We start from the raw sequence: 25,699 nt of genomic DNA, 5'->3' as shown, positions 1-25,699 counted from the left end.
ATTAAACAAATAAGAACCAAGAAAAAGTCACAAGTAAAAGACAGGAGGACAGAAGTGAGAAGAAGAGTTAGAAGTAAATTGATGTCAATGGCGCTTACACTTACCATGGCAGCAGGATTGTTAAGCGGCTGTGGAGGAAACAGCGTGTCAGAGACGGATAAGACTACCATAACAATCTGGCATGATAAAGAAGATGCAGTGGCGGAAGTCCTTCAGAAGAAACTGGAGGAACTGGAACCGGATGTGCATGTTGTGCTGGAGAAGAAAAGTGATTTGACAGAAAGCCTTAAGATGGTGGGAAGTGACCCGAAAGCAGCACCGGATATGTATTTCTTTGCCCATGATAAAATTGGAGTATATGCAGAGATGGACATTCTTGCACCGATTACAGACATTATCCCGGAAGAGGAGCTGGATGTATATATGGATAATACCTTAGAGGCAGCAACCTACAAGGGAAAAATCTATCAGCTTCCTGTCTATTACGAGACTTTGTTATTCATGTATAACCGGCTTTATATGAAGGATGATGAAGTGCCGCAGACTACGGAAGAACTGTATCAATATATGCAGGATAACACTGCCGGCGGACATTATGGCTTTGTGGAACAGCACAGTACGCCATACTATGCAGCAGGCTGGATCAATGGCTTTAACGGTACGATTCTCTCAGCTGATGGCACACCGGGGCTGGATTCCAAAGAAACCATTGCAGCCCTGGAATATCACAAGAAATTTGTGGATTTGATGCCGGGCGAGACGGAGTATGCAACGGTAAATACCCTGTTTAAAGAAGGTATGGCACATTCTACCATTGCAGGGCCTTGGCTGGTGCCAACCGTAAGAGAAAGCGGAATGGACGTTGGTGTGGCAGCAATGCCGGTAATTGACGAGACCGGAAATCCGATTTCTCCATATATGGGAGTGCAGGGAATTCATGTGCTGAAAAATGCTGCAGAAAATAAGAAGGATGCGGTAGAAAAAGTACTTCGTGCCCTGATGGATCCGGAAGTAGAGGTGGATCTTGCAAAAGCAAGCGGCTGTGCACCGGCGATGGAAAGCTGCTATGAAATGGATGAAATCACATCAGATGAAGTGGTTATGGCAATGCACGATACCGCAGAACATGCAGTACCGATGCCGAATATTCCGGAAATGGATGTAATGTGGACGGTGGTTGGTAATCTTTTAACCGATGTCAACATGAGTGGAAAAGATGTGACGGAAAGTGCAGAGGCGGCGCAGCAGGAGGCGTTGCAGTTGATTGAAAGTATGAGGTAACAAATTGAAGAAAAATAAGAAAAAAGAAATCCTGTTTGCCTATTCCTGGTCGGCACCATCCCTGATACTGATTTTGCTCATCGTAATCTTTCCAATCCTGTATACCGGGTACATTTCACTGACCAATATGAATGTGTATCACTGGAATAATTATGAACTGATTGGACTGAAAAATTATAAGGATGCCCTGCTGGTGCTGGATAATGGCTTTATACAGGCATTTCTGGTAACGATTTTATGGACAATTATAAACATGGTGTTGCAGCTTATCATAGCATTCTTGCTGGCAAATCTGCTGAACCTAAAGCGGCTCCGCCTGAGAAATCTATATAAGACGCTGCTGATTTTCCCCTGGGCAATGCCGGGTTATGTATCCATTCTTCTGTGGAAAACAGGAATGTTTAACTCCCAGTTCGGTTTGCTCAATCAGTGGCTGGCAAAGTACAACATCGGGCCGGTAAAATGGCTGGGCAGCGATGGTATGGCATTTTTATGCTGTACCACCGTAAACCTCTGGCTGGCACTTCCATTTATGATAACGATTATGGACGGTGCATTGCAGAGTATTGAAAAGAGCTTTTACGAAAGTGCTGTTTTGGACGGAGCAACCTGGTTACAAAAAATGTGGTATATTACGATTCCCATGATCAAGCCAATCATTGCACCATCGGTCGTAATTACAACATTCACCACCTTTAAGCAGTTTGATATCCTGTTCCTGCTGACGCAGCAGGTGGGTGCCAAGACCGGGTCGAATCTGCAGACAATCCTGACCTATGCCTATGAAAAGGCATTTATAACGAACAATTACGGCTACAGTTCTGCAATTTCCATGATAATATTTGTCATTCTGATTGTATTTTCTGTGCTGACCAATATGAAGCCAAAGGAGGAGACGGACTAACATGAAGAAACGAACCAGAGAAAATATTGGACTCGTCTTTGCAAATATCTTTCTTATCCTGCTTTGCTTTGTGGTATTGGTGCCGGTATTGTATGCATTTTCCGTGTCCCTAAATGCGGATAACAGCTTATTGAGTACAAATTTTTCTTTCCTTCCGAAGCATTTCACCCTGGCAAATTATAAAGCAGTATTTACGGAAAAACCGATTATGCTGTGGCTGAAAAACAGTCTGATATTAGCAGTAGTAACCCTTGGAATTTCCCTTGGAACAGGAATTCCGGCGGCATATGTTTTCTCCAGAAAGGAATTTCCGGGCAGAAAAGCAATCCTTCGGACACTGATACTGCTCTATGCATTTCCATCCCTGCTTTCCATGACAGCGCTGTATAAGCTGCTGTCACCCATGGGACTGATTAATACCAGAACAGGTCTGATTATTGTATACACGGGAACCATGGCAGTATTTGCCCTGTGGAATATGAAAGGATATTTTGACACGATTCCGGTAGAAATTGAAGAGGCGGCAATGATTGACGGTACAACGCCTGTGCAGCTTGTGACGAGAATTGTACTGCCGCTTGCAAAGCCGACCATCGCAGTAACAGCCATGATGGTGCTTATCTATGTATGGAATGAATACATTTTTGCAATCAATTTTATGACAGGTTCCGATACCTATACGTTAGCAGCAGGCTTATATTCCCTGCAGGCAACGGAAATGAGCGGAAGCTGGCCGATATTTGCGGCAGCGTCCATTGTGGTATCGATACCAATTCTGATTGTGTTCTTTGCACTTCAGAAAAATATGACAACCGGACTGACCTCCGGAGGTGTAAAAGGTTAAGAAAGGCTGGACAGAGAATGAACAAAAGTGCAATTTTACATATACCCATGTCACAGTATGCATATGGAACAGACGAAGAGCATGTGACAATCCGGCTCCGTACAGCCAAAGATGATATCAAACGCTGCAGGTTGTATTTCGGAGACCGGGCATGCCGCCTGACACCGGTAATTTTCACGGAAGCAGAAATGCATGTGGTGGCAGGCAGTGAATTATTTGACTATTATGAGGTGAAGCTGGTGCGCCCCTATAAGCGGCTGTGCTATTATTTCAGGCTGGAAAGTGGGACGGAAGAAATTTATTATTACGGAGACTGCTTCAGTGCAAAACTGGTGGATGACCGCTCCGAATATTACCAGCTTCCCTTTAATCACAGAGCAGACATCGTAAGACCACCGGAGTGGGCGAAGGATGCCGTTATTTACAACATTTTTCCGGACAGCTTTGCTACAGGAAAAACGTATATCAGCGGCAGGCCAACAGAAGCCACCTTTGAAGGAAATGTGGTAAGGGGAAAGCTGGGAGGCTGTCTTAAGGGCATTACCGAAAATGTGGATTACCTGAAAAACCTTGGCGTCAATGCCATCTACATTAATCCGATATTTGCAGCAGGCGAATATCATAAATATGATTTGCTGGATTATTTTCACATTGACCCATGCTTTGGAACAAATGATGATTTTAAAGAGCTGGTGGACACCTTCCATGCCAACGGAATCCGGGTGATTATTGATGGCGTATTTAACCATTGCGGCTGGCATTTTCCGGCTTTTGAGGATGTGGTGCAGAAAGGCGAAGCATCCGATAAAAAGGGCTGGTTCTATGGATTGCAATTCCCGGTTATCCGCCCCAAAGACCCGGAGGAGTATCCGAATTACGAATGCTTCGGTTACGAGCGGATGATGCCAAAGCTTGATACGGCAAACCCGGAAGTGGCAGATTTTATCTGCAAAGTAGGGCGATACTGGGTGGAAGAATTTCACACAGATGGCTGGCGGTTAGATGTGGCAAGTGAGATTAATGATGCCCTGTGGCGCAGATTCTACCGGGAAGTAAAAGAAGTCAACCCGGAGGCAATCTTAATCGGTGAAGTCTGGGAGACTGCCAATCACTGGCTGGATGGAACCATATTTGATTCAACGATGAATTATGATTTCCGGAAACACTGTAAACGCTTCTTTGGAGAAGAGAGCATCAGCAGCGCAGCATTTGACAGCCGGGTTACAAATATGCGGATGCGTTACCGGGAACAGACGGTATTTGCACAGTTAAATCTCTTAGACAGCCATGATGTGAGCCGGTTCTATTCCCTTTGTAATGAACATGAATGGCAGTACCGGCTGGCACTGATTTTCCAGATGACATTTCCGGGCATGCCGTCCGTTTTCTATGGTGATGAGCTTGGCATAACCGGAATTGAAGAGGCGGACTACCGGCAGGCAATGCCATGGAAAAAGGCATGCAAAGCAAAAACAATGGAAGAAAAGGGACTCCGGGAAAAATCTGGTGAACAGAATTCGGGCGATACTCTTTTTGACTTTATGCAAAGCCTGATTCGGTTGCGCCTGCATGAAGAACTGCTGCGAAGAGGTGATTTCCGCACGGTTTATACCCAGAAAAAAGGCGGGTTCTATATTTATGAAAGATATAGTGACACAGAACGGATTCGTGTTATGATAAACAGGAATGAAGAACCGATGGACGTTGCGGCATTTCTGGCAGAGTCGGGCAGTGGACAGAGTGAGATTCTGTTGGTGCATGGACTGCTGGGAAGCAAATTAGACGGCTACGGTTATGTAATAATGAAAGGCAGAGTGGAAGAGTGATAGCACGCATTGCATGGTAACAGGATATCGGGCAATAGCATGCAGATATGATGGCGGAAAATTATTTTGGCGCAGAAAGGACAGAAAATGGCGGTTACGATTAAGGATGTGGCAAAGCAGGCAGGAGTGTCTACGGCAACGGTCTCAAAGGTTATGAATGGCTCTTATTCCATTTCTCAGGAGACCATAGACCGGGTGAAAAAGGTTATGCAGGAACTGGATTACCATCCGAATCTCCGGGCGAGAAATTTTGTCACACAGTCTACAAAGACCATTGTCTTTGTGACCTCGCTGGGGAAGAATGCAGGATTTGCCAACCCGCATATGTTTGAAATGGTGTGTGGGATGGAGCATGTCTTAACGGAAAAAGGCTATAGCCTGGTGATAAAGAATATGTCATCTGTAGAAGCGAGGGATTATATCCACAAAGCAGCAGAAGAGAAGGCGGCAGACGGCTATATCATTCATGCGGCTGTTATTTCTAAAGAACTGGATGAAATGATTTTTCAGGAATCCATTCCTCATCTGGTGATTGGCAATCCTAACTTTACCAGCCATTTCTGCTGGATTGATATTGATAACCGCCTGGCGGGTGAGCTGGCAGCGAAACATCTGCTGGAGCAGGGCTGTCAGTCCCTTGCATTTATTGGCGGAACGGAAGAGGATAAGATTTCCATGCACCGTCTGGACGGCGTGTTGTCGGTTCTGAATGAGCATGATGTGCTGGTGCCGAAAGATTATGTGCAGCGAGGGGAATCCCAATGTGACAGTGGATATGAGATGACCAAAGAGATTCTTTCCAATAAAGTAAGACCGGATGGCATTATCTGTGCCAACAATTACATTGCCTATGGCTGCGTCAATGCATTACATCATGCCGGAATAGAGATACCTTCGGATATCAGGGTCATTACTTTTGATGATTATCCATTTTCACAGATATTGAAGCCGCAGCTGACCGTAGTAAATATTGATATGTATGACATGGGAATACAGGCGGGAAAATACATCCTCCAGAAAATCAGAAAACCGAATCTGTATGCCCAGTCTTATATTACAATCCCGACATTGATTGTAAGGCAGTCGACCTGATATCGCAGCTGACTGATATCGCAGCAATCAGATACGGCAGTTAATCAGACCTGATGGCCGGTTGGAAATAACAGTTTTCCGGGAAGATAGAAACTACGGAAAAACGCTTAGTCCGAGTACTTTTACAGTACAAAGCCTAAGCGTTTTTTAAATTTGAATTAAATTCTTAAATCAGGATTTATTTACTACAGGAATTGCGGTACTGTACCGGTGTCATCTCGTATTTCTTTTTAAAGAGGCGGTTGAAATGTTCTACATTCTGATAACCCACGGAGTATGCAATGTTTTCAACAGTCATATTTCCGTTCTTTAAAAGAGTTCTTGCTTTTTTCATGCGGACACCCTGAACCAGTTCAACGAATGTCTGACCGGATTTTTCCTTAATATATTTGGAAATGTACGGCTCAGAGAGGTGGAACTGTTTTGCCATATCCTCTAAGGTAACGGTCTGGTAGTTTGTCTGAATGTAATTCTTCATTTCCATTAAGCGCTTATCCTGAATCTCAACACTGGATTTTATGGAAGGAACCTGATTTACTGCAACAACCAGTGCGCTGATAGAGGATTTGATGATATCGTCGTCGATACCAACACCCCAGTACATCTGACCATAGCAGGTGATTCCTACATAGGACATAGCCTTGGAAGAAGAACCATGGCTCAAAGCGTGTTCTTCGTATATGGACAGCTCATAGCTGATGCCGAAGTACTGTTTGATAATGTTGCTGACAGCATCCAGACGGCCATTTCCGTTGGCACTTACCAGGCGGTTCTGCCCACCATGAACAATCGTAGCTTCTGCCATAATACCATCCACCTGTTTGAAGTGACATTCTTCAATCTGGAAGTAAGGCTGGCGTTTTACATACTTATCTTCAAAGATTTCATATACCCACTGTGGAGACAGCTCTTTGTGCTCTTCATCGGAAACATGTTTTACCAGATAGCCGACTTCCTCACGCATTTTCTCTGGCAGAGAAATGCCAAAGTTCTGTTTCAAAATGTAGTTTACGCCACCTTTACCGGACTGGCTGTTGATACGGATAACGTCAGAATCGTAAGTTCTGCCCACATCCATTGGGTCAACCGGAAGATAAGGGACAGACCACTCGTTGAGCTTTTTCTCTTCACGCCATGCCATACCTTTGGCAATGGCATCCTGATGGGAACCGGAGAAAGCGGTAAATACCAGATCACCGGCATATGGCTGACGTTCGTAAACGTGCATTCTGGTAAAATTTTCATATTTCTCACGGATTGCAGGCAGGTTGGAGAAGTTAAGCTTCGGATCAACGCCGTGTGAGAACATGTTCATGGCAAGTGTGATGATATCTACATTACCGGTACGCTCACCATTACCGAAAAGAGTTCCTTCGATACGGTCGGCTCCGGCAAGAATGCCAAGCTCTGCGTCACAGACACCGCAGCCACGGTCGTTGTGTGGATGCAGGGAAAGTGTTACGGCATCACGATATTTCAAATGCTTGTGAATGTATTCTACCTGAGTGGCAAATACATGCGGCATTGCATTTTCAACAGTGGTTGGAATATTAATGATTGCTTTATTAGAAGCCTTTGGCTGCCATACATCAAGTACTGCGTTGCAGACTTCCACGGCATAGTCCACTTCAGTTCCCGGGAAACTTTCCGGGCTGTATTCGAAGGAGAAGTTACCTTCGGTCTCAGAAGCCAGTTTATTCAAAAGCTTTGCCCCGTCAATGGCGATCTGTTTTACTTCCTCTTTGCTCTTTTTAAATACCTGCTCACGCTGTGCAACAGAGGTAGAATTGTAAAGATGAATGACTGCGTGCGGAGCACCTTTTACCGCTTCAAAGGTTTTCTTGATGATATGCTCTCTTGCCTGGGTCAGAACCTGGACGGTAACATCGTCCGGAATCATATTGCGGTCGATTAAGGCGCGCATAAAGTTGTATTCTGTCTCGGAAGCAGCAGGGAAACCAACTTCAATTTCTTTGAAACCGATTTTAACCAGCATTTCAAAGAACTGCAGCTTTTCCTCTAAGCTCATCGGCTCAATCAGAGCCTGGTTGCCATCACGTAAATCAACGGAGCACCAGATAGGCGGCTTGTCGATATAATCCTTCTTTACCCAGTCATAAGTACATTCAGGCGGCATAAAATATGCACGCTGATATTTTTCGTATCCTTTCATATTGAACCTCCAAAAAAATATTCTGATTATGTTGCAGCGTAACCTGCGTAAAAAAAATCTTCCGTCTCTATCATTCGAAGATGAATCATAGAGACGAAAGAAAACCTTCGCGGTACCACTCTGTTTCATGTTGTTACATGCACTCATTAGCACTATCATGCTATTCCCGGGTAACGGTGGGAGTCCGTCGCGACCTACTATAGGGTTCAGCCGGCAGCTTCAAGGCGAGTTCACTGTATTCCTTCTGCCGTCTTGCATCAACCGGCGGCTTTCTGAGAGAATTCCTGACAGTTACTATTCCTTTTCATAGCCTTTTTCAAATGTCTTTGGTAATACTAACACAAAAAAGTACATTTGTGTATGATTAAATTTAATCACTTATATTGATATATTTTAATAAGGAATCTGACCATTCCTGTTATATTTATTCCAAGCACCCTGATACTGGAAAGTTGCCACAATAGCATAAATTGCTGCCACAAGAATCAGCCATCCGCCAAACTCTCCCGACGAAAGGAATACGAAAATGGTATTAATGACGCCATAGACACAAAGTAAAATGGAGCATACACGGCTCTGCGCAAGATGAATAGCAAGTCCGAGTCCGAGCATAATTGCAGCATCAATCAGTGAGGTATAATTATGTAAAAAAGCAATAAGAAGCAGATTAATTCCTACACATATATAAATGATAACAGAAGAAGCAATAATATTTCCTCTGTATTTCTTGCAGAGTGGAGAATGATAGAAATCGTGTTTACTCATTCCCGGTGGAACCTGATTCGGTGCAGCGTATGGATTGCCATAAGGATATTGCTGAGCATTGTTAAACTGAGGCTGTCCATTATAAGGGTTCTGCTGAGCATTGTTAAACTGAGGCTGTCCATTATAAGGGTTCTGCTGAGCATTGTTAAACTGAGGCTGTCCATTATAAGGGTTCTGCTGAGCGTTATTAAATTGGGGCTGTCCATTATAAGGATTTGGCTGTCCGTTGTATGGACGCTGGTTTGGCATTGGAGCCGGTGCACCGCAGTTCGGGCAGGTTCTAAAGTTATCTGGATATTGTGTTCCGCATGATTGACATTGCATAAAATGTCTCCCCCTTTTGTATTCATTATATTATATAAGGTAATGCAGATGTATTGTATTCAGGTCGTTGACAGAATGAAATCATCTTTCTCTCAAAAACCTTAAAAATATCATCGAATCACCTATATCATATCATTCTATCTGTTTTCCTGATATCTGTAAACAATAAAATAAGAAGAAATCCCCATCTGCCTTACACGCTGGCATCAATATGAGCTGCTTTTTTACGGAGTCCGGAAAGATGGATACTAATTTCGCGTCGTACAGACTGAGCAGTGACAGGTTCTTCACCAGACTTATCGTCATGCTCTGCTTTGACCAAATCGGCAGTGTGCTTATCTGAGCCATTATCCGCTGCACCAACAGACTCTTCGGTAGAATCTGAACCGGAAGAGATTTCTGCATTATCGGTAGAATCGGATGTCGTTGCATCGGTTGAATCGGCAGAACTTTTATCCTTATCGGCTGGACTTACATCTTCGTAAGGCTCTTTGTCCGGTTTTGTCTGATATTCCGGCGTCTTGGTATAATCATTGTGTTCTTTTTCAATGGCATAGGTACGCTTTAAAATCTGCTCTAACATAGCCTTTTTCTTGGCTTTTGGAATGTGGGGGTCATTGGAAACTGTCTTAACTTCAGACATAAACTGCCCCATTTTATAGAGTTTTAGCTTTTCAACGTCCTTTTTGGTACGGCAGTTTTGAAGCTGTTTGCGGTAAGCTGCCACTTCTTCCTTTAGCTTTTCATGTTCCTTTAAAGCATCCGGATTGACTTTTTCTAAATACTGTTCTTCCTCCGGAGTTAATTCCTGACCGGAATCTAATTTTGCCTGAAGCTCCTGCTGGAAATTACTTTCGTGCATCTGGGAAATCTGTTCCTGATAATGCTGTAACAGGCGTTCCTCCCGGGTCAGCTCCTGGTTCCGTTCTTTTTTGGTAGGCCGCTGCGGGAGCCCCTGTTCCTTTTTCCGTTGGGAAAGAACCACAAGTGAATTTTCGAGTTTGAGATTCATATCTTTTCCTCCTTGAAAAGTTCTGTGAAAATCCATTTTCACATATGCCGTTTATGAGAATCTACTATATAAATAATATCGGCAAAATAAAATAAGACTTTACAACAAAACAAACAATTGCTATTCTAAATATTAAGTAATTTAAGAGGAGGACATTTTATGTTTAACAGTAACGTGCTGTGGATTCTTGCAGCATTTGTGGTATATATGGGTGTGATGATTGCCATAGGTGCGAAATATATGAAAAGTACAAAGAATTCAGAAGATTATTTTCTTGGAGGAAGAGGCTTAAGCGGCTGGGTGGCAGCATTAAGTGCACAGGCATCTGATATGAGCGGATGGCTTCTGATGGGACTTCCGGGTGCGGTATATGCATTTGGAACCGGTCAGGCATGGATTGCTATTGGACTGTTTATTGGAACGGTCTGCAACTGGATATTTATTTCCGGAAGACTGCGCAGATATACCATCCGTGCCAATAACTCCCTGACTTTACCGGAGTATTTCCAGAATCGTTTCCATGATAAGAAGAATGTGTTGTTGTGTATTTCTTCTATAGTAATAGTCGTATTCTTCCTGGTATATACTGCATCTGCATTTGCAGCAGGCGGAAAATTGTTCCATGCAGTAACCGGTGTTGATTATACCGTAGCTTTAACCATCGGTGCAGTTGTTATTTTACTGTATACCTTCATGGGAGGTTTTATGGCAGTATGTGTAACAGACTTTATCCAGGGAATGCTGATGCTGGTTGCACTTCTTGCAGTGCCTCTGATGGCATATGCGGTGGTAAGTGGCAATGGCGGATTAAGAGAACTTTTAGATGCCAGCGGAGTAGCAGGAGGAAGCGATTCCTATATGAGCCTCTGGCAGAATGGTGGAGAGCCATATCGCGCCATCGATATTATTTCACAGCTCGCATGGGGATTGGGATATTGCGGAATGCCTCATATCCTGACCAGATTTATGGCGGTAAAGAGCCAGAAAGAATTAAATAAATCCAAAGGTATTGCAATTGTCTGGGTAGCATTATCCTTAACTTTTGCCTGCATCATCGGTGTGGTTGGAAGGGCGTACCTGTATCCGGAAGTGCTTGGAAGCGCCGGGGCAGATTCTGCGGAAAATGTATTCATTAATATGATTACACATTTGTTTACGAAGCAGTATGCATTGCCGTTTGTTGCAGGAATCTTCCTGTGCGGAATCCTTGCAGCAATTATGTCTACTGCAGATTCACAGCTTTTAGTAACTGCATCTTCCGTATCAGAAGATATATACAAAGGTGTAGTAAATAAAGAAGCAAGTGATAAAAAGGTTCTTATGGTCAGCCGTATTACCGTAGTGGTAGTTGCGATTATTGCTTATATCATTGCACTGAATCCGAACAACTCCATCATGGGACTGGTATCCAATGCATGGGCAGGCTTTGGCGCCGCATTTGGACCACTGGTAGTATTATCCCTGTTCTGGAAGCGTACGAACAAACCGGGAGCAATTGCAGGAATTATATCCGGCGGTCTGGCAGTTATCATCTGGGATTATATTCCTTTGATGAAAAACGCAGACGGTGCCATGGTAACACTTGGAACCGGAACCGGAATCTATTCCCTTCTGGTAGGATTCTTCTTAAGTTTAATCTGTATCGTAATTGTGAGTCTTTGCACCAAAGCACCAAGCGAGGAAATGCAGAAAGAATTTGCAGATGTTGCTGACAAGAGCATAGAATTATAATAGAAAAGAAAAGCTGTTTATTTGCAATGGCAAAAGGATGCCGGCAAGTAAACAGCTTTTTATAATGAAAAAACAAGGCAGAAGTGAAAAATACCGTAAAAAAGATAGGAAATGGATTGTACACAAAAAAATACAATTTTTCTAAAAAAAGTATTGCAAAAGCGTAACCTGTCGTGTATACTAATCCTTGCTGTGACATTGATAGCGTAGAAGCGTGAGGTTGCTGCCCACTGTGGCAGGTTTTCCGTGGAGCGAATGTCAAGTTAGGAAACTGGCGACAAGTCACTGTATCACGAATATGGTCTACAGAGGTAGAAACAACGTGTGTAAAGCTTATGACACACACGGAGAAGTGTACAGTCACCGCTTGTCGTACTGAATTAAAGTGCGAAAAGGAGGCGACTTTTTTTATGGCAAGTCAAGTAATGAGAATCACATTGAAAGCTTATGATCACGAATTAGTAGATTCATCAGCAAAAAAAATCATCGAGACTGTAAAGAAAAACGGATCACAGGTGAGCGGACCGGTGCCGCTGCCAACTAAGAAAGAGGTAGTTACCATTCTTAGAGCAGTACACAAGTACAAAGATTCCAGAGAACAGTTCGAGCAGAGAACTCATAAGAGACTGATTGATATCATTGCTCCGACACAGAAAACAGTTGATGCATTATCAAGATTAGAAATGCCGGCTGGTGTCTACATCGATATCAAAATGAAATAAAGTCAAAACAAGTAGTAAATCCTGAGGGGCCGCAAGGCTTTCTAGGATGAACGGGAAACCGTTCCGCTGTAGAAAAACAGGAGGAAAGATAATGAAGAAAGCAATTTTAGCAACAAAAGTCGGAATGACTCAAATCTTCAATGCAGACGGCGTATTAGTGCCGGTAACTGTATTACAGGCTGGTCCTTGTGTAGTAACACAGATTAAAACTGTTGAAAACGACGGATACAGTGCAGTACAGGTTGGTTTTGTTGACAAGAAAGAAAAAGTTGTGAACAAAGATGCCAACGGTAAGAAAGAAATCAGAAACAGACATGGCGTAAACAAAGCTGAAATGGGACATTTCAAAAAAGCTGGTGTGTCTGGAAAGAGATTTGTAAGAGAGTTCAAGCTTGAAAATGCAGCTGATTATAATCTTGCAGATGAAATCAAAGCAGATATCTTTGCAGAAGGCGATCATGTAGACGCAACTGCAATTTCTAAAGGTAAAGGATTCCAGGGCGCTATTAAGAGACTTGGTCAGCATAGAGGACCTATGGCTCACGGTTCTAAATTCCATCGTCATCAGGGTTCCAATGGTTCCTGTTCTACACCTAGCCGTGTATTCAAGGGCAAAGGAATGCCAGGACATATGGGAAGCGTTAAGATTACAACTCAGAACCTTGAAGTTGTAAGAGTAGACGCAGAGAACAACCTGCTTTTAATCAAAGGTGCTGTTCCAGGACCTAAGAAAGCTTTAGTAACAATCAAAGAATCAGTAAAAGCAGCAAAATAGTGCATTTAAGAAAGGAGGAACACACAGATGGCTAAAGTATCTGTTTATAATATGGAAGGCAAAGAAGTTGGCAATATGGACTTAAACGATGCTGTATTCGGTGTAGAAATTAACGAACATCTGGTACACATGGCAGTAGTTCAGCAGTTAGCTAACAATCGTCAGGGAACTCAGAAAGCTAAGACACGTTCTGAAGTATCCGGTGGCGGAAGAAAACCTTGGAGACAGAAAGGAACTGGTCATGCAAGACAGGGTTCAACAAGATCTCCACAGTGGACTGGCGGTGGTACAGTATTCGCTCCAGTACCAAGAGACTATTCTTTCAAATTAAACAAGAAAGAAAAGAGAGCAGCTTTAAAATCTGTTTTAACATCTAAAGTTCAGGAGAATAAATTCATCGTTGTTGATGAGCTGAAATTAGACGAAATCAAAACAAAGAAATTCGCAGAGGTTATGAACAATCTGAAAGCAGACAAAGCATTAGTTATTTTAGGCGACATGGATACAAACGTAATCAAATCCGCTGCAAACATTGCAACTGTTAAGACAACACAGACCAGCGAAATGAACGTATTTGATGTATTGAAATATGACACAGTAGTAGCAACAAAGGCTGCTGTTGAAAAAATCGAGGAGGTGTATGCATAATGGCAAACGTACAGTATTATGATGTAATCCTCAAACCAGTAGTAACTGAGAAGAGTATGGCAGCTATGGGAGAAAAGAAATATACTTTCTTAGTACATCCGGAAGCTAACAAGACCATGATTAAAGAAGCAGTTGAGAAAATGTTCGAAGGCGCTAAGGTTGCCAAGGTTAACACAATGAACCAGGAGGGCAAGAACAAAAGACGTGGTGCTGTAGTTGGAAAAACTGCGAAAACAAAGAAAGCTATCGTTCAGTTAACAGAAGATAGTGCAGATATCGAGATTTTCTCCGGACTGTAAAATCCGGGAAACTCAGCTAGGCACAGAAAAGTGCGATAATAAACTTATTTATTGAAAGGAGAAAAACAATGGGAATTAAGACATACAACCCATATACACCTTCCAGAAGAAATATGACTGGATCTGATTTCTCTGAAATCACAAAGAAGACTCCTGAGAAATCCCTTACAACTTCTTTAAAGAAGAACTCCGGTCGTAACAATCAGGGTAAAATTACAGTAAGACACCAGGGTGGTGGAAACAGAAGAAAATACAGAATCATCGACTTCAAGAGAAGAAAAGATGGTATCCCGGCAACTGTAATCGGAATCGAGTACGATCCAAACAGAACAGCTAACATCGCTTTAATTAGTTATGCAGATGGCGAGAAAGCATATATCCTTGCTCCAGAAGGATTAACAGATGGAATGACTGTTATGAACGGAGCAGAAGCAGAAGTAAGAGTTGGAAACTGCTTACCACTGGAGAACATCCCGGTAGGTACCCAGGTACACAACATTGAGTTATACGCTGGCAAGGGCGGACAGTTAGTACGTTCTGCAGGTAACAGCGCACAGTTGATGGCTAAAGAAGGAAAATACGCAACACTTCGTCTTCCTTCAGGAGAAATGAGAATGGTTCCTCTGAACTGCCGTGCATCCATTGGTGTAATCGGTAACGGTGACCACAACCTTGTAAATATCGGTAAAGCAGGACGTAAACGTCACATGGGTATCCGCCCGACAGTCCGCGGTTCTGTTATGAACCCGAATGACCATCCACACGGTGGTGGAGAAGGTAAGGCACCAGTTGGACGTCCAGGCCCATGTACACCTTGGGGCAAACCTGCTCTTGGACTTAAGACACGTAAGAAGAAAAAAGCTTCTAACAAGTTAATCGTAAGAAGAAGAGACGGCAGAGCTATTAAATAGTAGATAGGAGGAAATAAAATGGCAAGATCACTTAAAAAAGGACCATTTGCAGACGAAAGCTTACTGAAAAAAGTAGATGCTATGAACGCAGCAAATGATAAATCAGTTATCAAGACATGGTCACGTCGTTCCACAATTTTCCCATCCTTCGTTGGACATACAATTGCTGTTCATGACGGAAGAAAACATGTTCCTGTATATGTCACAGAGGATATGGTTGGACACAAACTCGGTGAGTTCGTAGCAACAAGAACTTACAGAGGCCATGGAAAAGACGAGAAGAAATCAGGCGTTAGATAAATAGAATTTTGAAAGGAGGTTTCACTCATGGCAAAAGGACATAGAAGTCAGATTAAGAGAGAAAGAAATGCAGTAAAAGATACTAGACCTTCCGCAAAGTTGTCTTATGCAAGAATGTCAGTTCAGAAAGCTTGTTTCGTATTAGATGCTATCCGCGGTAAAGACGTTGAGACAGCACTTGCAATTGTAACTTACAATCCAAGATACGCATCAAGCGTAATAGAGAAGTTATTAAAATCTGCTATTGCAAATGCAGAGAACAATAACGGAATGAGCACAGAAAACCTTTATGTTGAGGAGTGCTACGCAAACAAAGGACCAACAATGAAGAGAATCAGACCAAGAGCACAGGGTAGAGCTTACAGAATCGAGAAGAGAACAAGCCACTTAACAATTGTGCTGAATGAAAGATAGGAGGGCAAACATGGGACAGAAGGTTAATCCTCATGGCTTAAGAGTCGGCGTTATCAAAGACTGGGATTCCAAATGGTACGCAGAATCTGATTTTGCTGATTTCTTAGTAGAAGACTATAACATCAGAACATTTCTGAAAAAGAAATTATATGCTGCAGGTGTTTCTAAGATTGAAATCGAAAGAGCATCCGACAGAGTAAAGGTTATCCTTTACACAGCTAAGCCGGGCGTTGTAATCGGTAAAGGCGGAGCTGAAATCGAGAAAGTAAAAGCTGAATTACAGAAATTTACAGACAAGAAACTTGTTGTAGATATCAAAGAAGTAAAGAGACCAGACAAAGATGCTCAGTTAGTAGCTGAGAACATTGCACTTCAGTTAGAGAACCGTGTTTCCTTCCGTAGAGCAATGAAATCCTGTATGGGAAGATGTATGAAAGCTGGAGCAAAGGGTATTAAGGCATCCGTATCCGGACGTCTTGGCGGAGCTGATATGGCTCGTACCGAGTTTTATTCAGAAGGAACTATTCCACTTCAGACATTAAGAGCAGATATCGAGTATGGATTTGCTGAAGCAGACACCACATACGGTAAAGTTGGTGTTAAAGTTTGGATTTATAAAGGAGAAGTACTTCCTACAAAAGGAAATAAGGAAGGAGGAGTTCAGTAATGTTAATGCCTAAGAGAGTAAAACATCGTAAACAGTTCCGTGGTTCTATGGCCGGAAAAGCGATGAGAGGAAATAAAATTACAAATGGTTCCTACGGTATCGTAGCACTTGAACCATGCTGGATTCGTTCCAATCAGATTGAGGCAGCCCGTATTGCTATGACAAGATATATTAAGCGTGGTGGCCGTGTCTGGATTAAAATTTTCCCAGACAAACCAGTAACTGCAAAACCAGCAGAAACCCGTATGGGTTCCGGAAAAGGAACTTTAGAGTACTGGGTAGCTGTAGTAAAACCAGGACGTGTATTATTTGAAATCTCTGATGTATCTGATGAGGTTGCAAAAGAGGCATTACGTCTTGCTACACACAAATTACCTTGTAAATGCAAAGTGGTTTCTCGTGCAGACTTAGAAGGCGGTGAATCAAATGAAAACTAGTAAATATTTAGAAGAATTAAACACACAGTCCGCTGCTGATTTAAAAATGCAGTTGGTTGAAGCTAAAAAAGAACTTTTCAATTTGAGATTCCAGAACGCAACAAATCAGCTGGATAACACGAGCAGAATCAAAGAAGTTAGAAAGAATATTGCCAGAATCCAGACCGTTATTACTCAGAAAGAAAAAGTTGCTGAATAATTTCAAAAGAATCATACCTGCTTAAGCAGGCAAACAGGCAATCATAAATGAAAGGAGATTCGTCGTGGAAGAAAGAAATCTTAGAAAAACACGTGTAGGCGTTGTTGTAAGTGATAAAATGGATAAGACCATTGTTGTTGCTGTTAAAGATAACGTAAGACATGCATTATATAACAAGATCGTAAAGAAGACATACAAATTAAAAGCTCATGATGAGAACAACGAGTGTAAAATCGGTGATACCGTCAGAGTAATGGAAACAAGACCACTCTCTAAAGATAAGAGATGGAGACTTGTAGAGATTATGGAAAGAGCAAAATAATAGAAGGAGGCTACCGGCATGGTACAACAGGAAACCAGACTTAAGGTTGCTGATAACACTGGAGCAAAAGAATTGCTGTGCATCCGTGTTATGGGCGGTTCAACCAGAAGATATGCAAATATTGGTGATGTAATTACAGCTACTGTTAAAGATGCAACACCAGGCGGCGTTGTTAAAAAAGGTGACGTTGTAAAGGCAGTCGTTGTTCGTACAGTAAAAGGTGCTCGTCGTAAAGATGGCTCTTATATCAAATTCGATGAAAACGCTGCAGTTATTATCAAAGATGATAAAACCCCAAGAGGAACTCGTATTTTTGGACCAGTAGCAAGAGAGCTTCGTGAAAAACAGTTTATGAAAATTGTTTCTCTGGCTCCGGAAGTATTGTAGGAGGTACCCGAAAATGGCAAGCTTGAAAATTAAAAAAGGTGATACTGTAAAGGTAATCGCTGGAAAAGACAAAGACAAAGAAGGCAAAGTAATTGCTGTAAATAAGAAAAACAATACTTTACTTGTTGAAGGTATCAATATGGTAACAAAACATGCAAAACCAAGCATGGCTAACCAGCAGGGTGGAATCATCCATCAGGAAGGACCTATTGATGCTTCTAACGTAATGTATCTTCACAAAGGAAAAGCTACCCGTGTAGGTTTCAAAATGGATGGAGATAAGAAAGTACGTTATGCAAAATCTACAGGTGATGTAATCGATTAATCGTAAGAGAGGAGGAGCAGCAAGTTGAGTAGACTTAAAGATCAGTACCAGAACGAGATCATTGATGCAATGACCAAAAAGTTCGGCTATAAAAACATTATGGAAGTACCAAAGCTTTCTAAGATTGTTATCAACATGGGTGTTGGTGAAGCAAAAGAAAACGCTAAAATCTTAGAGTCAGCTATGAAAGATATGGAAACAATTTCCGGTCAGAAACCAGTTACTACAAAGGCAAAGAATTCCATCGCTAACTTCAAGTTAAGAGAAGGAATGCCGATCGGATGTAAAGTTACTTTAAGAGGCGAGAAGATGTATGAGTTCGTAGACCGTCTGGTAAACTTAGCTTTACCACGAGTACGTGACTTCAGAGGAGTTAATCCGAACGCTTTCGACGGTAGAGGTAACTACGCTCTTGGTATCAAAGAGCAGATCATTTTCCCTGAAATTGAATTCGATAAGGTTGATAAAGTAAGAGGAATGGATATTATTTTCGTAACAACTGCAAAGACAGACGAAGAAGCACGCGAATTATTGACATTATTCAATATGCCATTCGCTAAATAAGACAGGAGGGAATTTAAATGGCAAAGACTTCTATGAAAGTAAAACAGCAGCGTAAACAGAAATTCTCTTCTAGAGAATACAATCGTTGCAGAATCTGTGGTCGTCCACATGCATATTTAAGAAAATATGGAATCTGTAGAGTTTGCTTCCGTGAACTGGCTTACAAAGGTCAGATTCCGGGCGTAAAGAAAGCAAGCTGGTAGGCTGTAAAGCCATTCTCTTAAATTGAGTGAGACCGAAGCCCTTGTGGCGTAGGTCGAACTTGACGGAGAACATCTACAACAAAGAAAGAGAAGAATAATAGGAGGCAGACACATCATGACAATGACAAGTGATCCAATTGCAGATATGCTTACAAGAATCCGTAATGCAAACACTGCAAAACATGATACAGTTGATATCCCGGCTTCTAAAATCAAAGTGGCAATCGCAGACATTTTAGTAAGAGAAGGATACATTGCAAAATATGACATCATTGAAGATGGAATCTTTAAGACCATTCGTGTAACCTTAAAATATGGTGCAGATAAGAATGAAAAGATTATTACCGGACTGAAGAGAATTTCTAAACCAGGACTTCGTGTATACGCTGGTAAAGATAATCTTCCTAAGGTACTTGGTGGACTTGGAATCGCAATTCTTTCCACAAACCAGGGAATCATCACTGACAAAGAGGCTAGAAAGCTTCAGGTTGGTGGCGAAGTATTAGCATTTGTTTGGTAGGCATTGAACACTTGATGAAATCGAGCCGCAGGCGAAGATTGAGGCTAGTGTGAAAGCCGTTCTGTGAGATTACTGAGCGCAAGCCCTTTGGGGTGCGGCGCGGAGTGAGCGAGCAGAACTACCTTAAGAGTATATTCTTAAGGCATAGCGCAGGTAACAATAAACCACAAATTATACAGGAGGTACGGGCATGTCACGAATTGGAAGAATGCCAATCGCAATTCCAGCAGGTGTTACTGTGGAATTAGCAGAAAATAATCAGGTGACTGTAAAGGGTCCAAAAGGAACATTAAGCAGAGTATTACCATCCGAGATGGAAATCAAAGTAGAAGGTTCTGAAGTAACCGTTACAAGACCAAATGATTTGAAGAAAATGAAATCCTTACACGGATTAACAAGAACACTGATTCACAACATGGTTGTTGGTGTAACAGATGGATTTACCAAAGAACTTGAAGTAAATGGTGTAGGTTACAGAGCATCTAAAGCAGGAAAGAAACTTACATTAAACCTTGGATATTCTCATCCGGTAGAGATGGAAGATCCAGAAGGATTAGAGTCTACAGTAGATGGTAACAAGATTATCATCAAAGGTATCGATAAAGAAAAAGTTGGCCAGTACGCAGCTGAAATCAGAGATAAGAGAAGACCTGAACCTTACAAAGGAAAAGGTATCAAATATGCTGATGAAGTTATTAGACGTAAAGTTGGTAAAACTGGTAAGAAATAATTAAAGGAGTGACGAGAGATGGTTAATAAAGAATCAAGAACAGCAGCTCGTGAAAATAAACATAGAAGACTGCGTAATCGCCTGGCTGGAACAGCAGAGAGACCACGTTTAGCTGTGTTTAGAAGTAATAATCATATGTACGCTCAGATTATTGACGATACAGTTGGCAATACCCTCGTAGCAGCATCTACAATGGATAAAGATGTAAAAGCAGCTTGCGAGAAGACTAATAACGTTGATGCAGCGGCACAGGTTGGTACTGCAATTGCAAAGAAAGCATTAGAAAAAGGTATTACAACAGTTGTCTTTGATAGAGGCGGTTTCATATATTCCGGAAAAGTAAAAGCATTAGCTGACGCAGCAAGAGAAGCTGGATTAGAATTCTAATAAGGAGGAAAACAGTACATGAAACGTACAATTATTGATGCTAGTCAATTAGAATTAACAGAAAAAGTGGTATCAATCAAGCGCGTTACGAAAGTTGTAAAAGGTGGACGTAACATGCGTTTCACAGCTCTTGTTGTTGTTGGTGACGGCAATGGTCATGTGGGCGCAGGACTTGGAAAAGCAACTGAAATTCCTGAAGCAATCCGCAAAGGAAAAGAAGATGCTATGAAAAAACTTATCACTGTAAAATTAGATGAGAACAATAGTATTACTCATGATATCAGCGGAAAACATACTGGTGCATCTGTTTTATTAAAGAGAGCTCCAGAAGGTACCGGTGTTATCGCAGGCGGTCCGGCTCGTAACGTATGTGAGCTGGCAGGAATCGAGAATATTCGTACAAAATCTCTTGGTTCCAACAATAAGCAGAACGTAGTACTTGCTACTATCGATGCTTTAAGCAAACTGAAATCCCCGGAAGAAGTTGCAAAACTTCGTGGATTATCTGTAGAAGAAGTAGTAGGTTAAGGAGGAATAAGAAATGGCAAATTTAAAAATTACACTCGTAAAATCTACTATCGGTGCAGTGCCAAAGAATAAAAAGACAGTAGAAGCATTAGGTCTTAAGAAAATTGGCGCATCAGTTGAACGTCCGGATAACAAAGCTGTTAGAGGAATGATTCAGCAGGTAAGACATTTAGTGAAAGTAGAAGAAATCTAATTATAGAGATAAGGAGGTGCCAGAAATGGATTTATCCAATTTACAGCCGGCATTAGGTTCTAAGCATAGTGATAATTTCAGAAGAGGCCGTGGTCACGGTTCAGGAAACGGTAAGACCGCTGGTAAAGGACACAAGGGACAGAAAGCTCGTTCCGGAGCTCCAAGACCAGGCTTTGAAGGTGGCCAGATGCCTTTATACAGAAGATTACCGAAGAGAGGTTTCAAATGTATTAATTCCAAGACTATCGTTGGAATCAATGTATCTGCTCTTGAAGTATTTGACAACGATGCAGTAGTATCTGTTGAAACTTTACTGGAAAAAGGTATCGTAAAGAATCCAAGAGATGGAGTTAAGATCCTTGGAAACGGCGAACTTACTAAGAAGCTCACAGTTCAGGCTAATGCATTCAGCGCAAGCGCAAAAGAAAAAATCGAGGCTCTTGGTGGAAAAGCTGAGGTGATCTAATGTTTGATACAGTTCGTAACGCATTTAAAGTAAAAGATATTAGAAATAGAATTTTATTTACCTTTTTTATGCTGATTATCATCCGAATCGGTTCACAGTTACCGATTCCGGGTGTTGACCGGAATGTGTTTGCAGACTGGTTTGCTAATCAGAGTAGTGATGCGTTTAACTTTTTCGATGCAGTAACAGGCGGTTCATTCTTACAGATGTCCGTCTTTGCATTGAATATCACACCATATATCACATCTTCCATCATCATGCAGCTGTTGACGATTGCAATTCCAAAACTGGAAGAGATGCAGCGTGACGGCGAAGAGGGAAGAAAGAAAATTGCAGAGATTACACGTTATGTGACTGTTGCTCTGGCTTTAATCGAAGCAATTGCAATGGCAATCGGATTCTCCAGAAGCGGTTATCTGACCGATAAAGGATGGCTTACGGTTCTTCAGGTAATTGTAACCTTGACAGCAGGTTCTGCAGTACTTATGTGGATTGGTGAGAGAATTACGGAAAAGGGTGTTGGAAACGGTATTTCTATCGTACTTGTAATCAACATTATTTCACGAATTCCTAGCGATTTTGGAACACTGTATGAGCAGTTTGTAAAAGGAAAGATTCCTGCAAAAGCAGTTCTTGCAGTAGTAATTATCGCAGCAATCATTTTAGTAACCGTTGTCTTTGTCGTTGTCCTTCAGGCAGCTCAGAGAAAGATTCCGGTACAATATTCGAAGAAAATTCAGGGAAGAAAACAGGTAGGCGGTCAGTCTACGCATATTCCTCTGAAAGTAAATACCGGTGGAGTTATTCCGGTTATCTTCGCACAGTCTTTAATGCAGTTCCCGGTTGTTATTGCGTCTCTCTTAGGAAAGGGCAATGGAACAGGAATTGGCAGTAAGATTTTAAAGGGATTATCCCAGTCTAACTGGTGCAACCCACAGGAGCCAATCTACAGCATTGGTTTGGCTGTATATCTTGTATTGATTATTGCATTTGCATACTTCTATACATCCATTACATTCAATCCGCTGGAGATTGCGAACAACATGAAGAGACAGGGTGGATTTATCCCGGGTATCAGACCTGGAAAACCAACCAGCGATTATCTGAATCGGATTTTAAATTACATTGTCTTTATCGGTGCGGCAGGCTTATCCATTGTTGCAGTTATTCCAATCTTCTTCAATGGAGTATTTAAAGCAAACGTATCTTTCGGTGGAACATCTATCATCATTATCGTAGGTGTTGTTATCGAGACAATTAAACAGATCGAATCCCAGATGTTAGTTCGTTACTATAAAGGATTTTTGAATGACTAATGTGTACCAGAAGGGGGTGCTGCAAATGCAGCGTCTCCTGTGGTGCACTAAAGTTGTTTATAGAAGAAAAAGCAGATTAGCTTGCAAAGAAGAAGGTAAACAGGAGGTTTTCTTTATATGAAAATTATTATGTTAGGAGCGCCGGGTGCTGGTAAAGGTACACAGGCAAAACAGATTGCAGATAAATATTCTATTCCACACATCTCAACAGGAGATATTTTCCGTGCAAATATCAAAAACGGAACAGAATTAGGCAAGAAAGCAAAACAGTATATGGACCAGGGAGCTTTAGTTCCGGATGAATTAACCTGTGATCTGGTAATGGACAGAATACAGCAGGATGACTGCAAGAACGGCTTCGTACTGGACGGTTTTCCAAGAACCATTCCTCAGGCAGAAGCATTGGATGCAGCACTTGGTAAAATAAACGAGAAGATGGACTATGCAATTGATGTAGATGTTCCAGACGAAAATATCGTAAATCGTATGAGCGGCAGAAGAGCCTGCTTAAATTGTGGAGCAACCTATCATCTTATTTCCATTCCACCAAAGGTAGAAGGAATCTGTGACCGTTGTGGCAGCGAAATCGTATTGCGTGAAGATGATAAGCCAGAGACAGTTCAGAAGAGATTAAAAGTATATCATGAGCAGACACAGCCATTGATTGATTATTATAAGAATCAGGGCATTTTAAAATCTGTAGACGGAACACAGCCGATGGATGAAGTATTCAAAGCCATCGTTACAATCTTAGGAGCGTAAATAATGTCGGTTACGATTAAATCAGCAGAAGAAATAGAGCTGATGCGTCAGGCAGGAAAGTATCTTGCTAAAGTACATCAGGAACTGGAACGTGCAATCAAACCTGGAATCAGCACATGGGAGATTGATAAAATCGGAGAAGAGACCATCCGCAGCCTTGGCTGCGAACCGAATTTCCTGAATTATCAGGGCTATCCGGCATCCGTCTGTGTATCGGTCAACGACGAAGTTGTTCATGGAATTCCAAGAAAAGACCATATTATTAAGGAAGGCGATATCGTAAGCCTTGATACCGGTCTTATCTATAAGGGATATCATTCCGATGCGGCAAGAACCCATGGAGTTGGTGAAATCAGTAAAGAGGCTGCTCTTTTAATAGAAAGAACCCGGGAAAGCTTTTTCCAGGGAATGCAGTATGCAAGAGCCGGAAGAAGGCTTTATGAAATCTCAGGAGCAATCGGAGATTATGCAGAAAGCTACGGCTACGGAGTTGTATATGATCTGGTAGGGCATGGCATTGGAACCCATCTTCATGAGGAACCGGAGATTCCGAATTTCCGTCAGTGGAGAAGAGGACTGAAGCTGAAGGCAGGAATGACATTGGCAGTTGAGCCGATGATAAATGCCGGAAGCCCGGATGTGGAATGGATGGATGATGAATGGACAGTAGTAACCTACGATGGTTCCTTATCTGCACATTATGAAAACACCATTTTGATTACAGAAGGAAGACCGGAAATCCTTACATTGACAGAGGAGGAAAGAGAATGTATCTGGCAAGAGTAAAGGCAGGTCACGACCGGAATCAGTACTATGTAGTGCAGTCACAGGATGAAAAATTCGTCTATCTTGTAAATGGAACCACAAGAACCTGTGACCGGCCGAGAAAGAAAAGCTACAAACATGTACAGCTTGTAAAAAAGCTTCCGCAGGAAGTCTTAGAAGCAGTAAATAACCCGGGGCTTACAGAAAATGCAAAAGCAGCAAAGCTGATTAAGGCTTATGAGCAATATATATTAACCAGAAAAGATTGATTTAGCAGGAGGAAAGAAAATGTCAAAGGCAGATGTAATTGAAGTAGAAGGAACAATTTTGGAAAAGCTTCCAAACGCAATGTTTCAGGTGCAGCTTGAGAATGGCCATCAGGTACTGGCGCATATCAGCGGCAAATTAAGAATGAATTTCATTCGTATCTTACCAGGTGATAAGGTTACGATTGAGATGTCTCCATATGATCTGACAAAGGGCAGAATTATCTGGAGAGATAAATAAGGAGAAAATTCGAGAAAAGTAGTTGATTTTTCGGAATTTCTATGCTAAAATGCTAAATGGACGCTTTTGTGAAAACAAGGGCATATTATGCTGTTTAGCAGAAAGAAAAGAGAAATACCCATGGAAACAGGTTTTCCGGGGCGCAGGCAAGTAGAAAGGAGGATTATGCTGTGAAGGTAAGATCATCAGTTAAACCTATTTGCGAGAAGTGCAAAGTTATCAAAAGAAAGGGAAGCATCAGAATCATCTGTGAAAACCCTAAGCACAAACAGAGACAGGGTTAATTTCCACTTTGTTTGAAAAATTATGTGCGGCTGCAGCGCATGAGAATGTGCTGTTCATAATATAACGCGAACGCGCGTGGTCTGTTGCGCAGTCCTTACATACCGAGAGGATGCAG

At 41.9% G+C, this 25,699-nt stretch carries 36 protein-coding genes and 1 other annotated feature; of the genes, 33 read left to right on the top strand and 3 right to left on the bottom strand.

Annotated features, from left to right (window positions below; translation table 11 throughout):
- The first annotated feature begins 54 nt into the window (after window positions 1-54).
- The 5 genes from DWV68_RS06045 (at window position 55) to DWV68_RS06025 (ending at window position 5,947) form a co-directional block, all read left to right on the top strand.
- Entirely contained in the window at window positions 55-1,281 is a 1,227-nt protein-coding gene (locus DWV68_RS06045; protein ID WP_147339162.1) for an extracellular solute-binding protein, read from the top strand.
- A 4-nt stretch (window positions 1,282-1,285) separates the two neighbouring features.
- Window positions 1,286-2,185 (top strand): carbohydrate ABC transporter permease, encoded by a 900-nt coding sequence (locus DWV68_RS06040; RefSeq protein WP_117947383.1) that lies wholly within the window; start codon window positions 1,286-1,288, stop codon window positions 2,183-2,185.
- Between the two features lies 1 nt (window position 2,186).
- Window positions 2,187-3,029, top strand: a complete 843-nt coding sequence (locus DWV68_RS06035; protein ID WP_117698341.1) for a sugar ABC transporter permease — start codon at window positions 2,187-2,189, stop codon at window positions 3,027-3,029.
- A gap of 17 nt (window positions 3,030-3,046) precedes the next feature.
- Window positions 3,047-4,855 (top strand): glycoside hydrolase family 13 protein, encoded by a 1,809-nt coding sequence (locus DWV68_RS06030; protein WP_118665281.1) that lies wholly within the window; start codon window positions 3,047-3,049, stop codon window positions 4,853-4,855.
- 66 nt (window positions 4,856-4,921) lie between these two features.
- Window positions 4,922-5,947, top strand: coding sequence for a LacI family DNA-binding transcriptional regulator (locus DWV68_RS06025; protein WP_117947381.1), 1,026 nt, complete (start codon window positions 4,922-4,924; stop codon window positions 5,945-5,947).
- Window positions 5,948-6,125: 178 nt separating this feature from the next.
- Here the strand turns inward: DWV68_RS06025 and DWV68_RS06020 are convergent, their stop codons facing one another.
- The 3 genes from DWV68_RS06020 to DWV68_RS06010 form a co-directional block, all read right to left on the bottom strand.
- A complete protein-coding gene (locus tag DWV68_RS06020; protein ID WP_117698344.1) occupies window positions 6,126-8,120 on the bottom strand; it encodes a 2-isopropylmalate synthase in 1,995 nt (664 codons plus the stop codon).
- Window positions 8,121-8,206: 86 nt separating this feature from the next.
- Window positions 8,207-8,437 (bottom strand) — a binding site (T-box leader).
- A gap of 76 nt (window positions 8,438-8,513) precedes the next feature.
- Window positions 8,514-9,209: a zinc ribbon domain-containing protein gene (locus tag DWV68_RS06015; RefSeq protein ID WP_118665279.1), complete on the bottom strand. Its 696-nt coding sequence runs from the start codon at window positions 9,207-9,209 to the stop codon at window positions 8,514-8,516.
- A gap of 193 nt (window positions 9,210-9,402) precedes the next feature.
- A complete protein-coding gene (locus DWV68_RS06010) occupies window positions 9,403-10,221 on the bottom strand; it encodes a hypothetical protein (RefSeq protein ID WP_118665277.1) in 819 nt (272 codons plus the stop codon).
- 159 nt (window positions 10,222-10,380) lie between these two features.
- Here DWV68_RS06010 and putP point away from each other — a divergent pair, with 159 nt between their 5' ends.
- The 28 genes from putP to rpmJ all read left to right on the top strand — a co-directional run bounded on the left by putP (window position 10,381) and on the right by rpmJ (window position 25,583).
- Window positions 10,381-11,952 (top strand): sodium/proline symporter PutP, encoded by a 1,572-nt coding sequence (putP, locus tag DWV68_RS06005; protein WP_117947379.1) that lies wholly within the window; start codon window positions 10,381-10,383, stop codon window positions 11,950-11,952.
- Window positions 11,953-12,362: 410 nt separating this feature from the next.
- The gene (gene rpsJ, locus DWV68_RS06000; RefSeq protein WP_117698348.1) at window positions 12,363-12,674 is read left to right on the top strand and encodes a 30S ribosomal protein S10; all 312 of its coding nucleotides are present in this window, start codon (window positions 12,363-12,365) and stop codon (window positions 12,672-12,674) included.
- Window positions 12,675-12,765: 91 nt separating this feature from the next.
- Window positions 12,766-13,449: a 50S ribosomal protein L3 gene (rplC, locus tag DWV68_RS05995; protein ID WP_022242791.1), complete on the top strand. Its 684-nt coding sequence runs from the start codon at window positions 12,766-12,768 to the stop codon at window positions 13,447-13,449.
- 27 nt (window positions 13,450-13,476) lie between these two features.
- Window positions 13,477-14,097, top strand: coding sequence for a 50S ribosomal protein L4 (gene rplD / locus DWV68_RS05990; protein ID WP_022242790.1), 621 nt, complete (start codon window positions 13,477-13,479; stop codon window positions 14,095-14,097).
- Window positions 14,097-14,396, top strand: a complete 300-nt coding sequence (gene rplW, locus DWV68_RS05985; RefSeq protein WP_022242789.1) for a 50S ribosomal protein L23 — start codon at window positions 14,097-14,099, stop codon at window positions 14,394-14,396. The genes rplD and rplW overlap by 1 nt, the downstream gene beginning before the upstream one ends.
- 68 nt (window positions 14,397-14,464) lie before the next feature.
- Window positions 14,465-15,307 (top strand): 50S ribosomal protein L2, encoded by an 843-nt coding sequence (gene rplB / locus DWV68_RS05980; RefSeq protein WP_022242788.1) that lies wholly within the window; start codon window positions 14,465-14,467, stop codon window positions 15,305-15,307.
- 18 nt (window positions 15,308-15,325) lie between these two features.
- Window positions 15,326-15,607, top strand: a complete 282-nt coding sequence (gene rpsS, locus DWV68_RS05975) for a 30S ribosomal protein S19 (protein WP_022242787.1) — start codon at window positions 15,326-15,328, stop codon at window positions 15,605-15,607.
- A 27-nt stretch (window positions 15,608-15,634) separates the two neighbouring features.
- Window positions 15,635-16,021, top strand: a complete 387-nt coding sequence (gene rplV, locus DWV68_RS05970) for a 50S ribosomal protein L22 (protein ID WP_022242786.1) — start codon at window positions 15,635-15,637, stop codon at window positions 16,019-16,021.
- Between the two features lie 10 nt (window positions 16,022-16,031).
- A complete protein-coding gene (rpsC, locus tag DWV68_RS05965) occupies window positions 16,032-16,688 on the top strand; it encodes a 30S ribosomal protein S3 (protein ID WP_117698349.1) in 657 nt (218 codons plus the stop codon).
- The gene (gene rplP / locus DWV68_RS05960; RefSeq protein ID WP_022242784.1) at window positions 16,688-17,125 is read left to right on the top strand and encodes a 50S ribosomal protein L16; all 438 of its coding nucleotides are present in this window, start codon (window positions 16,688-16,690) and stop codon (window positions 17,123-17,125) included. The genes rpsC and rplP overlap by 1 nt, the downstream gene beginning before the upstream one ends.
- The gene (rpmC, locus tag DWV68_RS05955; RefSeq protein WP_022242783.1) at window positions 17,115-17,324 is read left to right on the top strand and encodes a 50S ribosomal protein L29; all 210 of its coding nucleotides are present in this window, start codon (window positions 17,115-17,117) and stop codon (window positions 17,322-17,324) included. The genes rplP and rpmC overlap by 11 nt, the downstream gene beginning before the upstream one ends.
- A 64-nt stretch (window positions 17,325-17,388) precedes the next feature.
- Window positions 17,389-17,646, top strand: coding sequence for a 30S ribosomal protein S17 (gene rpsQ / locus DWV68_RS05950; protein ID WP_022242782.1), 258 nt, complete (start codon window positions 17,389-17,391; stop codon window positions 17,644-17,646).
- 18 nt (window positions 17,647-17,664) lie between these two features.
- Complete coding sequence (gene rplN, locus DWV68_RS05945; RefSeq protein ID WP_022242781.1) at window positions 17,665-18,033, top strand: 50S ribosomal protein L14; 369 nt, start codon at window positions 17,665-17,667, stop codon at window positions 18,031-18,033.
- 13 nt (window positions 18,034-18,046) lie between these two features.
- Window positions 18,047-18,358 (top strand): 50S ribosomal protein L24, encoded by a 312-nt coding sequence (rplX, locus tag DWV68_RS05940; protein ID WP_022242780.1) that lies wholly within the window; start codon window positions 18,047-18,049, stop codon window positions 18,356-18,358.
- A 24-nt stretch (window positions 18,359-18,382) separates the two neighbouring features.
- Window positions 18,383-18,922, top strand: coding sequence for a 50S ribosomal protein L5 (gene rplE / locus DWV68_RS05935; RefSeq protein ID WP_022242779.1), 540 nt, complete (start codon window positions 18,383-18,385; stop codon window positions 18,920-18,922).
- 17 nt (window positions 18,923-18,939) lie between these two features.
- The gene (locus DWV68_RS05930; RefSeq protein WP_022242778.1) at window positions 18,940-19,125 is read left to right on the top strand and encodes a type Z 30S ribosomal protein S14; all 186 of its coding nucleotides are present in this window, start codon (window positions 18,940-18,942) and stop codon (window positions 19,123-19,125) included.
- A gap of 115 nt (window positions 19,126-19,240) precedes the next feature.
- On the top strand, window positions 19,241-19,645 hold the full coding sequence (gene rpsH, locus DWV68_RS05925; protein WP_117698350.1) for a 30S ribosomal protein S8: 405 nt from the start codon (window positions 19,241-19,243) through the stop codon (window positions 19,643-19,645).
- Between the two features lie 190 nt (window positions 19,646-19,835).
- Window positions 19,836-20,375 carry a 50S ribosomal protein L6 gene (rplF, locus tag DWV68_RS05920; RefSeq protein WP_022242776.1) on the top strand — a complete coding sequence of 180 codons (540 nt, stop codon included), beginning with the start codon at window positions 19,836-19,838 and terminating at the stop codon, window positions 20,373-20,375.
- 18 nt (window positions 20,376-20,393) lie between these two features.
- On the top strand, window positions 20,394-20,762 hold the full coding sequence (gene rplR / locus DWV68_RS05915) for a 50S ribosomal protein L18 (RefSeq protein ID WP_117698351.1): 369 nt from the start codon (window positions 20,394-20,396) through the stop codon (window positions 20,760-20,762).
- An 18-nt stretch (window positions 20,763-20,780) separates the two neighbouring features.
- Window positions 20,781-21,290, top strand: a complete 510-nt coding sequence (gene rpsE / locus DWV68_RS05910) for a 30S ribosomal protein S5 (protein ID WP_022242774.1) — start codon at window positions 20,781-20,783, stop codon at window positions 21,288-21,290.
- Window positions 21,291-21,303: 13 nt separating this feature from the next.
- The gene (rpmD, locus tag DWV68_RS05905) at window positions 21,304-21,483 is read left to right on the top strand and encodes a 50S ribosomal protein L30 (protein ID WP_022242773.1); all 180 of its coding nucleotides are present in this window, start codon (window positions 21,304-21,306) and stop codon (window positions 21,481-21,483) included.
- Window positions 21,484-21,508: 25 nt separating this feature from the next.
- Window positions 21,509-21,949 carry a 50S ribosomal protein L15 gene (rplO, locus tag DWV68_RS05900; RefSeq protein WP_022242772.1) on the top strand — a complete coding sequence of 147 codons (441 nt, stop codon included), beginning with the start codon at window positions 21,509-21,511 and terminating at the stop codon, window positions 21,947-21,949.
- A complete protein-coding gene (secY, locus tag DWV68_RS05895) occupies window positions 21,949-23,265 on the top strand; it encodes a preprotein translocase subunit SecY (protein WP_117698352.1) in 1,317 nt (438 codons plus the stop codon). The genes rplO and secY overlap by 1 nt, the downstream gene beginning before the upstream one ends.
- A 117-nt stretch (window positions 23,266-23,382) precedes the next feature.
- Window positions 23,383-24,027, top strand: a complete 645-nt coding sequence (locus DWV68_RS05890) for an adenylate kinase (protein ID WP_022242770.1) — start codon at window positions 23,383-23,385, stop codon at window positions 24,025-24,027.
- A gap of 3 nt (window positions 24,028-24,030) precedes the next feature.
- Window positions 24,031-24,813 carry a type I methionyl aminopeptidase gene (gene map, locus DWV68_RS05885; RefSeq protein ID WP_022242769.1) on the top strand — a complete coding sequence of 261 codons (783 nt, stop codon included), beginning with the start codon at window positions 24,031-24,033 and terminating at the stop codon, window positions 24,811-24,813.
- On the top strand, window positions 24,795-25,061 hold the full coding sequence (locus DWV68_RS05880) for a KOW domain-containing RNA-binding protein (RefSeq protein WP_117698353.1): 267 nt from the start codon (window positions 24,795-24,797) through the stop codon (window positions 25,059-25,061). The genes map and DWV68_RS05880 overlap by 19 nt, the downstream gene beginning before the upstream one ends.
- Window positions 25,062-25,080: 19 nt before the next feature.
- A complete protein-coding gene (gene infA, locus DWV68_RS05875; RefSeq protein WP_022242767.1) occupies window positions 25,081-25,299 on the top strand; it encodes a translation initiation factor IF-1 in 219 nt (72 codons plus the stop codon).
- A gap of 170 nt (window positions 25,300-25,469) precedes the next feature.
- Window positions 25,470-25,583, top strand: coding sequence for a 50S ribosomal protein L36 (gene rpmJ / locus DWV68_RS05870; protein WP_003022746.1), 114 nt, complete (start codon window positions 25,470-25,472; stop codon window positions 25,581-25,583).
- Window positions 25,584-25,699 lie beyond the last annotated feature (116 nt).

Source organism: Roseburia sp. AF12-17LB, assembly GCF_003479605.1.
Taxonomy (GTDB): Bacteria; Bacillota; Clostridia; order Lachnospirales; family Lachnospiraceae; genus Roseburia_C; species Roseburia_C amylophila.
This window is presented reverse-complemented; position numbering and strand designations above follow the sequence as displayed.